The organism is Veillonella dispar (assembly GCF_937975875.1).
Lineage (GTDB): Bacteria > Bacillota > Negativicutes > Veillonellales > Veillonellaceae > Veillonella > Veillonella dispar_B.
This window is the reverse complement of sequence record NZ_CALJSP010000007.1, coordinates 1-11,066: the sequence shown is the minus strand read 5'-3', so window position 1 is coordinate 11,066 and position 11,066 is coordinate 1. Positions and strand designations below refer to the sequence as shown.

The 11,066-nt window shown below is 37.3% G+C and carries 10 protein-coding genes; 5 read left to right on the top strand and 5 right to left on the bottom strand.

Annotated elements, in window-relative coordinates; translation table 11 throughout:
* A partial coding sequence (locus Q7P05_RS00340) for a hypothetical protein (protein WP_303929992.1) occupies positions 1–1,275 on the top strand: 1,275 nt, incomplete at its 5' end.
* Position 1,276: 1 nt separating this feature from the next.
* Positions 1,277–2,116 (top strand): hypothetical protein, encoded by an 840-nt coding sequence (locus Q7P05_RS00335; protein WP_303929991.1) that lies wholly within the window; start codon positions 1,277–1,279, stop codon positions 2,114–2,116.
* 150 nt (positions 2,117–2,266) lie between these two features.
* Here Q7P05_RS00335 and Q7P05_RS00330 read toward each other — a convergent pair whose 3' ends face one another.
* Both Q7P05_RS00330 and Q7P05_RS00325 read right to left on the bottom strand, forming a co-directional pair.
* The gene (locus Q7P05_RS00330) at positions 2,267–3,574 is read right to left on the bottom strand and encodes an APC family permease (RefSeq protein ID WP_105089368.1); all 1,308 of its coding nucleotides are present in this window, start codon (positions 3,572–3,574) and stop codon (positions 2,267–2,269) included.
* A gap of 15 nt (positions 3,575–3,589) precedes the next feature.
* On the bottom strand, positions 3,590–4,330 hold the full coding sequence (locus tag Q7P05_RS00325; protein ID WP_303929990.1) for a gamma-glutamyl-gamma-aminobutyrate hydrolase family protein: 741 nt from the start codon (positions 4,328–4,330) through the stop codon (positions 3,590–3,592).
* A 238-nt stretch (positions 4,331–4,568) separates the two neighbouring features.
* Here Q7P05_RS00325 and Q7P05_RS00320 point away from each other — a divergent pair, with 238 nt between their 5' ends.
* Positions 4,569–5,606: an AEC family transporter gene (locus tag Q7P05_RS00320; protein WP_303929989.1), complete on the top strand. Its 1,038-nt coding sequence runs from the start codon at positions 4,569–4,571 to the stop codon at positions 5,604–5,606.
* A gap of 129 nt (positions 5,607–5,735) precedes the next feature.
* On the top strand, positions 5,736–7,121 hold the full coding sequence (locus Q7P05_RS00315; RefSeq protein ID WP_303929988.1) for a hypothetical protein: 1,386 nt from the start codon (positions 5,736–5,738) through the stop codon (positions 7,119–7,121).
* A gap of 79 nt (positions 7,122–7,200) precedes the next feature.
* Here the strand turns inward: Q7P05_RS00315 and Q7P05_RS00310 are convergent, their stop codons facing one another.
* From Q7P05_RS00310 to Q7P05_RS00300, 3 genes are all read right to left on the bottom strand, one after another.
* Complete coding sequence (locus Q7P05_RS00310; protein ID WP_303929987.1) at positions 7,201–8,757, bottom strand: polysaccharide biosynthesis protein; 1,557 nt, start codon at positions 8,755–8,757, stop codon at positions 7,201–7,203.
* Between the two features lie 3 nt (positions 8,758–8,760).
* Positions 8,761–9,690 carry a class II fructose-1,6-bisphosphate aldolase gene (gene fba / locus Q7P05_RS00305; protein ID WP_060924176.1) on the bottom strand — a complete coding sequence of 310 codons (930 nt, stop codon included), beginning with the start codon at positions 9,688–9,690 and terminating at the stop codon, positions 8,761–8,763.
* 251 nt (positions 9,691–9,941) lie between these two features.
* On the bottom strand, positions 9,942–10,841 hold the full coding sequence (locus Q7P05_RS00300) for an RluA family pseudouridine synthase (RefSeq protein WP_303929986.1): 900 nt from the start codon (positions 10,839–10,841) through the stop codon (positions 9,942–9,944).
* A gap of 133 nt (positions 10,842–10,974) precedes the next feature.
* Between Q7P05_RS00300 and Q7P05_RS09575 the strand changes: the two genes are divergently transcribed.
* A partial coding sequence (locus tag Q7P05_RS09575; RefSeq protein ID WP_369680419.1) for an NUMOD3 domain-containing DNA-binding protein occupies positions 10,975–11,066 on the top strand: 92 nt, incomplete at its 3' end.

The following is an 11,066-nucleotide window of genomic DNA, read 5'->3' as shown; positions in this document are numbered from 1 at the left end:
CAATCCAGAGGTTTGAGCCCTCTTTTGGTACGATATAGTCCAGGTTATCATTTTCTACATAGTGATTCTTCAATTAAAAGCATACAAGAAGGAGCATTAAGAGACTTTCAAAAGAGTAAACAGTATGATAAAACTAAGCAACTGTACATAGATAATGGCCTATCTGAAAAAGAGGCTGAAACAGTTATTCGAGAAAGCTATGTAGGTCCACTTAATCTGTATGAGGGGCAAACAGAGGTTATTGATCATAGTGGAAAGGGAATTCGTTTTCTTGTACCTTATATGAGTTATTATAAAGTGCAGAAGCATAATATAACTGATAAATATATAGGGTATGAACTTTTCTCTCATAATATGACAACAGGCTTAATTGTTGAAAATAAGCAGAATTGGCAAAGTTCTGATTATATGGGAAAGCCATTTAATTCGATTACGGAAGAGGATTTACGTAAAGATTATAAACGACCTACAAACATAAAAGGGTTTGAATCGATTTCTTATAAACCAGAAGATATCCACGGAGCGAGTTTTTCGTATATTGGTTTAACTGATAGTTACTGGGATTCTTTGTATGGCAAAATTAAGAAAAATAATAAAGCTCAATTTTACTCTAATTTAAATTTTGCTTTTGATAATGATTCGACGATTCGATATCATGTAGGTATAACTGAAGCTAAGCAGGATATGGGGCAGGTAATTAGTCCCATACTGGTTAATTATGTGTTGCCATCTATTAAACCACTAACAGATAGCAATGTATATTCTCATACAACAAAAATAGACGGTGAAAATTATATTTATCGTATTCTTAATGATGTAAAAGTTAAGGGTTCTGTAAGAGATGTTAAAGATGGTTTGTCTTATAAAAGCTCTTCTGGTATAACACAAACTCTCTTTATAGAGCCGATAGATAAGAACCGTGGAGCAGATTCCATTGAATTGGATAGCATCCTTACTGAGGTGATTATTGATACGATTAAATCCCCTGAAGGCTATGTCCATTTCTCTAAACGCATTGTATGGAATGATGGTGTACCAGGTATTCTAGTGGAAGAAGAGAAAGCTAATCAAGAGGGGATAATGGTATTTTATATTCAGGACGGAACGACAGCTTTAACTAGTATATTGAGTTATAATAGAAATATGTCTTATACTAAAGAACAACTTCGTAATATGATAACTGATGTTAAGTTAGTTACTATTCCTGAGAAATTCAAGGGTAATGTTGATCTTGCTAATATTGATGATATAGTAAAAAAAGATTTGGAGAAGTAGTATGACTGAAATACAAGCTCTTTTATTGATAAAATCTATTCTTGAATCCGCAGATATTCACGGTATTGAACATATTTTAAGTGAAGATTGTGAGTACATGTCCACAGGTCGTGGTATTATTGGGCGCAATCGAAATGAAAGTATTGAGTTTTTATCCTCTATGACTGAGTCTATTAAGGCCGATAATGTGCCTGTTACGTGCAAGGTCATGCATATTACCGATGTGTACGAGGAGGATGCACTATTCCATGAGGGCCGTCACGGTTTAACAGTTTCTTATGAAAGCGGCGATAATTATGTGTACATGATTTTTGTAGACGTAAATGATGAAGGTCTTGTAGACCGTATCGTTTCTAGCCAAGAAAATTATAGCATTGAGTATGATGATCTTCGCTTTGGTGACGATGAAAGTGAATATGCTTTTATTTCTGCACCAACTACTGTTAAAGATTGGATTACAGCCCTAAGCATGTGGCTTGAAACTGCGAATGTCGATGTAGATGATTTCTATCAATATATCGATGAAGACACGCGCGTTGTATTCCAAAAGGGTGATTCTGAATCTATAACTCTGGAAAGCGGCCTTGATGTAGAGGATTACTTTGATCAATTAATGAACCAACACTTTGATGCAGTGCCTCATATCATTCGCGATGAAGAAGATGGTCTTATTTTAACCTATGGTCCTATGAGTGCTATTGCCACACTCAATGAAGAAGGTGCACTAGCACTTATCAGTATCTATATCGACACACGAGATGAAGACGAAGCTACTGATGAAGTTGGCTACATCGAAGAGGACTTAACGAAGGACACTATTATAGAAGAGGATCTATATTAGTCGATACTACTTTTTTGATAGATCTAATTTAATTACGATTAATAGATAAAATAAAAACTACCAGTTAAACATATATCTTTTAAACAGACCTTCTACTATGGAAGGATAAGCCACTAGATATTATGAATAACTGGTAGTTTTTTGTATTATTTACATTTCGTCATTGTCTTTAATAAGTCCAGCTTTTTTCTTTTTCCAGTAGGAGTAGTAGAATGGCAAGATTATGATGCAGCCGCCTAGACCCCAAAGTAATTGGTTGGTTTGAGCTTGGGCGAGCATCCATAAAGATGTGCCGATAGCGATGACTGGGATTAAATAGCCCCCAGGGATTGTGTAAGACCGAGCTTTGTCTGCCCATTTACGACGGAAGATAATAACAGCCAAACATGTTGGTAGGTATTGTGTAAAACGAGAAACCGCACTGATGGCTGCCAGAGTTGTAAAGGAACCAGACCATGCAAGTAATACACTGGCAATGGCAGTAACAATCGCTGCTACATATGGTGCATTGTAACGATTACGTTTTGCTAAAGCACTTGGTAGCATGCCATCTTCAGCCATGGATGTAGCCACACGAGGAGCATAGTAAGCTTCCGCAAAGTTGATACCACCCATAGAGATTAAGGTACCTACTAATACGATATACATACCAACAGGACCAACGATCACATTGAATGCATCTTGTACTGGAGCCTTAGTATTTGCTAAATCTGTACCAAGTACACCAATAGATACGGCAAGGATTGCCATATAAAGGACAGATACGAGAAGCATACACATGATAATAGCACGTGGTAAATTCTTTTTAGGATTTTTCATATCCTCTGCAGCAATGGCAATAACTTCAAATCCTGTATAGGCAAAGAATAGAAGAACCGCAGCTTGCGCAAATGATCCATCTACATATACATCTTGAGGGAAGACTGGTGTAAAGTTCGCTCCATTAATAAAGAAGATACCAATTGCAATGAATAGAGCAAGAGGGACTAATTTAGAAATAGTGATTAAGTTGTTAACGAATTTAGATACGTTAACACCAAAGATGTTTACAATGGTAAGACCTACAATCAAGATGAATGAAATGACATCCTTGGCAAAATCACCACTTAACGCTGGTACAGCAGCACCTAATGCGGTAGCAAAGCCAACGGCCATGGCTGCCCAGGCAATAACGGTTACAATCCATTTTAAAACGCCTACTTCAAAGGCCCAAAAGTCACCTAATGCGTGTTTTGCATATAGATAAGGGCCACCATTACGTGTAAATAGGCTAGCTGCCTCTGCAAAGCAAAGGGCGATACAGCCTGCAATAACAGCGTCAAATAGCAGGACGCCTAAACTAGCTGAACCAATTATAGAATACGCTTTATTTGGTAGTAGGAAAATACCGGTCCCTACAATACCATTGATGCCTAGGAGTACAATACTCCAGAAGCCAAATTTTCCTGTTTCTTTCATAATAAAACCTTCCTACTATTTAGTTTTATTGTCTTGAGCTGCTTTTACAAAAGAAGCAAATAAACGTTTTGCATTGTCATCTGTTTCAGACATCATTTCCGGATGGAATTGGCAGGCTACTAACCAAGGATAGGAGGAGTCCTCTAAAGCCTCTACGGTACCATCCTTAGCTCTTGCTACTACTTGTAAACCTTTACCAACATGTTTTACTGTTTGATGATGGTGAGAATTTGTAATCCATGTGGAGCGACCAATAGCACTAGCAAGCTTAGATTCAAACTCGATATCTACTGTATGTGTACCTAATGCAGGGGTTTGATTTTGTGAATGTTTTATCGTACAGTTTTCGTCATACTTTAAATCTTGGTATAGAGAACCACCACGATATACATTTAAAATTTGAATGCCTCGGCAAATACAAAAGATAGGAATTTGTTTTTCTTCCGCTGCTTTCAATAATGCAAAATCGAATTGATCTCGTTCAGGGAATACATCGCCTAGACCTTGCAATGGTTCCTCACCGTAATTCAGTGGAGATACGTCATGGCCACCAGATAATAATAAGGCGTCAAGTTTTGCAACCGTTTCACGGGCTACGTCGAGATTTTTTGTAAATGGAATGATAACTGGAATGCCACCAGCCTCTTCGATAGAGCGTGGATAATCATGGTTTACATAAGAACGTAATAAATCTACGTAGGCACCGCCGTTATCTCGTAAGATATTGCCAGATACACCGATGAATGGTTTTGTCATAATATCACCTCGTATGTGTAAAAATTTGTACAATTAGTATAGTTTAAGTATATCAAATAATTGTGAATAAATAATACTACTATTGTAATTAATTATAAAACTTATACATTCTAAAATATGTTAACATTGTTACATTTTCTGGAATTCATATTAGTTTTATAGGGATAATTATATTTGTATATGTTTTATTAAAAACATGGTATGATAGATTACGAATAAACTGTACGGGAGGTTTACTATGGTCTTTCTTACATCCTTACAGAGCATTATACCAATTGTACTGCTTATATCGTTGGGATATATATTAAAAGGGCGAGGAATGTTTCACCCTATATTTAGTGGTAATCTATCTAGATTTATCATGTCTGTTGCCTTACCAGCCGGTGTATTCATATCTGTATTACATCATCTACATACATCGGATTTATGGAATTTACGATATGGGATGCTAGCTGTTACATTAACCTATGTAATTGCATATATCGTTGCTTTTATCATGATGAAAGCACTAAAAGTACCTCGAGGTAGGCGTGGTATTTTCATAAATATGGTAGTTAATGATAACTGCTTATTTATAGGATTGCCAGTGCAAATCGCCCTCTTTGGTCAAGATGCGCTACCATATTTCTTGTTATATTATATCGGTAACACTATTTCAGTATGGATGGTAGGGGTATTCCTTATAGAACTAGATCCATTGCCCAATGCCGAATTAGGTTTTGATAATAGTAAAACTGATGGTATAAGTAATAGCAAAGTAGCTACAGAAACAAAGCGGAAACAGTTTAAATTTGATTTGAAGAAGTTATTACCTCCACCATTGCTAGGGTTCTTTGTGGCACTTATCTTCTTGTTCTTTGAAATTCCTTTACCTCCAATTTTGCATACTACCTTGAATTACTTAGGTGATATGGTAACACCATTATCCCTGATTTATATTGGTATTGTACTTCATGATGCAGGTCTTAAAAGTATGAGCCTCAATAAGGATTCTATTGGTGGTATCGTAGGGCGATTTGTTATCTCTCCAATTATTATGTTCTGTGTCATTATGGCACTACAATATGGTGCAGGTATAGTTCTAGAACCTATTGCGATCATAACCTTTGTAGCACAATCGGCAGGACCTGTTATTGCCGTCTTGCCAATTGTAGCCAATGAATCAAAAGCTGATTTGCCATTTGCTACAGGTCTCGTTATGATTAGTACCATACTCTTTGTCGTAGTTATACCAATTATTATGGAAATACTTACGATGATAGGCATAACAGCATAAACTAAAATGTCTGACTGTATAGTCAGACCTTTTTATTTCCCTATATATTTTTCTTATGTAAGTAAAATTGATGAAATATAAAATAAGTGTTAAAATTATAAATAAACGTATGTATTTAAGGAGAGAGACATGAAGTTAAGACGTTTGTTATTGTTGAGTTGTATTGGATTTATAGGGGCTATAGGAATATCTCAGGCCATTGATGTTAATATTCCTGGAGCTCGCCCAGATATTGCTAAAGAAGCTTATCAAGAATATCGTATTCAAGGAGAACTCGCTAAGAAGGTTGATGACTACCAAGAGTCTGAAGTTAAAAAATGGGCACAACATGAGCCAAATTATGATAATGAAAAATTAGATGATGATATTTATGTAGTACAAGAATTGACTAGAGCAATACATCATTCTAGGACTGTATATATTATTACAGATAATGGGGCTGATATTAAATTTACAGGATCGAAAGAAAGTATAATAGGTTGGTCTATTGATCCTAAACATATGTCTAACTCTTCCATTAAGAGTGTAGGAGGAACTATTAGCGCCGTATCTGATTTTAGATATGAAACAAGACAACAGCCTAAAGGTTCTAAATGGGAAGATACAAATATAGAGTATGCTGATTTAAATAAATCTCTTTTACAGAATACTTTGAATGAGAGATTAGAAAAGAGAAAAGACTCGGTTCGATTTGTAGATGGCGATGTGTTTACATATCCTGGACTTGAAAAAGCAACATGGGATGTAATCGGCTTTAATGATCATTACGTAGTGGGAACAATTAATTTCACACTACCTAAAACACCTAATCTTTCTTATCATATTGGTCAATCCCTTAATAAAGATATTATAAAAAATTATATTAAAGATGATACGCAACGTTCCATCTCAGATACAATGGGACCTTTGGCTAATTTTGTTTTACCTTCTATTAAGCCAGCTAGTGATGTGTTAGCATATACTGATCCAGTTCATTTGGGACCTTATACATTTAGGGTATTAAAAAATAGTAAATTCAAGGAACATGAGGTTATAGGCCCAGCTGAATATGATGTTTATATGTCTGGACGTATTAAAGCTGTACTTGGTAAGCAACCATTTATAAAAGGTGCTAGTGTTGAAAAACAAAATATTTTATATAGCTACTTAAGATCTGTTGTTAAAAAACAAGGTTTACAAGGTCATAAACGATTACAGTATGCCACAGTTTGGAATAATGGCATTCCAGCATTATACTTTGAAGTTACCAAAGATAAAGGAACTCTTTTAGGAATGGTGTTATATGATAATCAGTATCTATATACCTATTATTTATATAAACCTCATGATGTTCATGTAAGTAATTATAAATTGCGAGATGTGATTCAATATGTAGATGCTAAACATAGCAAAGCGTGGAATGATAAGGCTTTTGTGGGGATAGGTATTTCGCCTATAATGTTAGACGTACTACAAACAAGTCCTACTATTAGAGATATTGTGAAAGATAAAAAAGTACATAATGATAAGAAGTAATACAACAAAAAAGATAGCGTAAAGTGAGTAGCGTAAAAAAGAGGTTTAACACTTGAGTGTTAAACCTCTTTTGTTATGCTTATCTAAAGAATCTACCAATGAGTGGCATGCTTGCACCATCGTTTTTATTAAGTCCTTTTAGAAGAACCATGATAATAACGTAGAGCAATAGGCCTTCGATACCAGTGAGTATGAAGTTAGCCCACATTGGTAAGATATCTGTTAAATAGTGGTAACTCATAAAGATGAGTATACCCATAACACCGGCACTGACCACGTTTTTCCAAAGTAGGGAAATGTCGAGGAAGTAGCCTGTGTATTTTTTGATGTAAATTAAGTTGAGTAACGCTGCAAAACCAATATCAGCAACGGTTGCCCACGCAGCACCACCGATACCAAGCCATGGGATAGCCGTTAATGTCCAGTTAAGGATGACCTTGATCACTAGAGCAATACCCATATTAATTACAGGAATACGAGGTTTGTTGAGACCTTGTAAGATACCTGTTGTTACTTGGTGTACACCGAGGAAGAAGATAGAGAACGCAGTAATTTGTGTAGCTAATTCTGCCTTAGGAGCATTATAAATTAAGGTAACTGTTGGCGCAGCAAGTACATACAATAGCACTGTAAATGGTACAGTAGCCATGAATGTTAGTCGCATAGAGCCTGCAGTACGGTCATAAATACCTTCATGATCGCGTTTTGCAAAGGCATGAGAAATAGCTGGTACAATGCTTGTTGCAAGGGCTGCTGTAATGATGGTTGCCAAGTTGATGAGCGGTACCGCCATACCTGTAAGATAACCGAACAGTTCTGTTACCTCGTTCATCGGGAAACCAGCATCTAAGAGACGACGTGGTACGATGAGCAAATCGAGGTTGGCTGTTAATGGCAACATGATACTTGCCAAAGAAATTGGAATGGACAATGTTAAGAGTCGTGACAAAATTTCTTTAGCTGATTCACGAGGACCATCGTAGCTTTCACCAGTACTACTTGCCTTAGGCAATTTATAGTAGTAGTACAAAAGGACTAGAAAGGCGCCAAAGGCACCTACGCCAGCACCTAAGCTAGCACCACCTGCAGCAGCTGGTAAACCGTAAGGCAACAAAATAGCTGCGGCACCGAGCATGACGATAACACGTAACAGTTGCTCTACGATTTGGCTGACTGCCGTTGGCGTCATCATTTCATAGCCTTGGATATACCCGCGGAAGCAGGAAATCCACGTTACAAAGAATACTGCCGGAGCGAGCGCGATGATAGAGTAGTAGGCACGGCTTTCAGCAATGAGACCACTAGAGATCAACCAATCTGCACCAAAGTACATGGCGAGGCTGGCGATAAAGCCTGTAATGGTTAACATTGTAAAAGATATATTGAATACTCTCTTAGCACCACCAAAGTCGTGTAAGGCTAATCGTTCTGCCGTCAAAATAGAGATGGCAATCGGCACACCTGCGCTCGAAATTTGTAATAGTAACAAATAGATAGGAAAGGCCATCTGGTAGATACCGATGCCTTCACCACCCAAGATGCGAGATAGAAGAATCCAGTTAATACTACCGATGGCTTTCACTACGAAACCGGCAATGGTTAAAATTAAGGTTCCTTTTAAAAATCCACTAGCCATTGATTATAGTTTGTTGGAAGAACCCAATACATTTTTAATTTTGTGAGCTACCATGCCTTTAATAGCATCACGAGCAGGTCCTAAGTATTTACGAGGGTCAAATTCAGATGGATTTTGAGCCAAGTATTCACGTACGGATGCAGTCATAGCAAGACGAAGGTCTGTATCGATATTGATTTTGCAAACTGCCATTTGAGCTGCTTTGCGAAGCATTTCTTCAGGTACGCCTTGAGCACCAGGAATGTTGCCACCAAATTCGTTACATTTTGCTACGAATTCAGGCAATACGGAGGATGCGCCATGCAATACGATTGGGAAGTCAGGCAACAATTCGCCAACTTTTTTCAAACGATCGAAGTCAAGGTAAGGGTCGCCTTTGAATTTGTAAGCGCCGTGGCTAGTACCGATAGCAATGGCTAAGGAGTCTACGCCTGTAAGATGTACGAATTCAGCAGCTTGTTCTGGATCTGTGAAGCGAGCATCCGCATCAGATACGTTTACATCATCTTCAACGCCAGCCAAACGGCCTAGTTCTGCTTCTACTACAACGCCATGAGCGTGAGCATATTCAACAACTTGTTTAGTGATTTTTACGTTTTCATCGAAATCATGGTGAGATGCGTCGATCATAACGGATGTGAAACCACCATCTACACAGTCTTTACAGATTTCGAAGGAATCGCCGTGATCAAGGTGAAGAGCGATAGGTAAATTGCTGTCTTCAAGAGCTGCTTCTACGAGTTTTACAAGGTAAATATGTTTAGCATATTTACGAGCGCCTGCAGACACTTGCAAGATAAGAGGGGATTGTTCCTCTTTTGCTGCATCTACGATACCTTGTACGATTTCCATGTTGTTTACATTGAAAGCGCCAACAGCATAGCCGCCTTCATAGGCTTTTTTGAACATTTCTGTAGTAGTAACTAATGGCATGTTGTCCTCCTTGGCCATAGGGCCTGTCATATCATGTTATTAATACTGTGACTGCTAGTCTTTCTAGCCCATATGAGCTAGATGAAATACTAGTGTATTGCAATCATATATCAATTCAAGTTAAGTATATCAAGAAACACTATAAAGGGCCAATATTTTTTGTATAACTTATGCATAAATTTCGTCTAATTTTATGGCCCATGTGGGCTAATTTTTATGTATCGGTATTAATTTACCAGAAATACATTAGCTTAATTGGTGAGTAATGACTCCATATCCGATGGTATTGATGCCTGTAATTCTAGCCATTCATCCGTCATGGGATGGTAAAAGCTAACGCGCGATGCATGGAGTGCTTGACGTTGAATATATTGTAAGTGGCCACCATATAGGTCATCGCCAGCAAGTGGATATCCTAGTTGAGATAGATGGACCCGAATTTGATGCGTTCGACCTGTATGTAATAAACATTGCACATGGGTAAAGCATTGCTCAATCTTATTCTTTACAATGGTATTACTCTCAATGACAGTTATATCTGTATGAGCAGGTTTACCTTCATTCGTGCAGCAACGCTCGATAATACTACCTGGTTTACGTCCTATCGGCCACTGAATGCTTATATGATTAGTAGGTAATTGACCTTCTACAATGGCGTCGTAGTTTTTATGGAAATGAGTACGCTTTTTATCAAAAGCATGTTGTACTACAGAGGTTTTGGCGATGATAACAATTCCAGAGGTGTCTTTATCTAACCGATGAACAGGATGGAAATCATAATGCTGATTTGTTTCTTGGTAGTAATGTAGAACACCATTTGCTAAAGTATGATCTCGTACCGTTGAAGTGGGATGCATCAGAATACCGGCCTCTTTGTTGATAACTACAATATACTCATCTTCGTATACGATATCTAAATCCATAGGACTTAAACTAAACTCTTGTTCAGGGGTTAACTTCATAACGAGATGGTCTCCACCGTGAACAAGGGTATTCCAAGAGGCTGGTTCGTCATTGACCGTTATAATACCGTCATTTCGCAAACGCCGCCGCATACGTTGGGAAATATGCTGTTGTTTTATAATATGATTCATAGATTGGGTATGTACGTTGGAATCTACAATCAAGTCGATAATAGTTGCTGTTTTCATACATAGTATTATATCAAATAAATAATGGATGAAGAATTTTTCATAATTCGTTGTCTTTATATGAGATTATATAGTATAATTTTTATTAATGTTTTTTATATTTTTTTTATGTGTAGGTATTTTACTTATTTGAATGCTTTGGCAGTTCAATTTCTTAGAAACTCGTAGGAAAATGTCCGAGGCTCGTAAAGGTAGAAAACCAATGCTTGGGAAACATCATTCTGC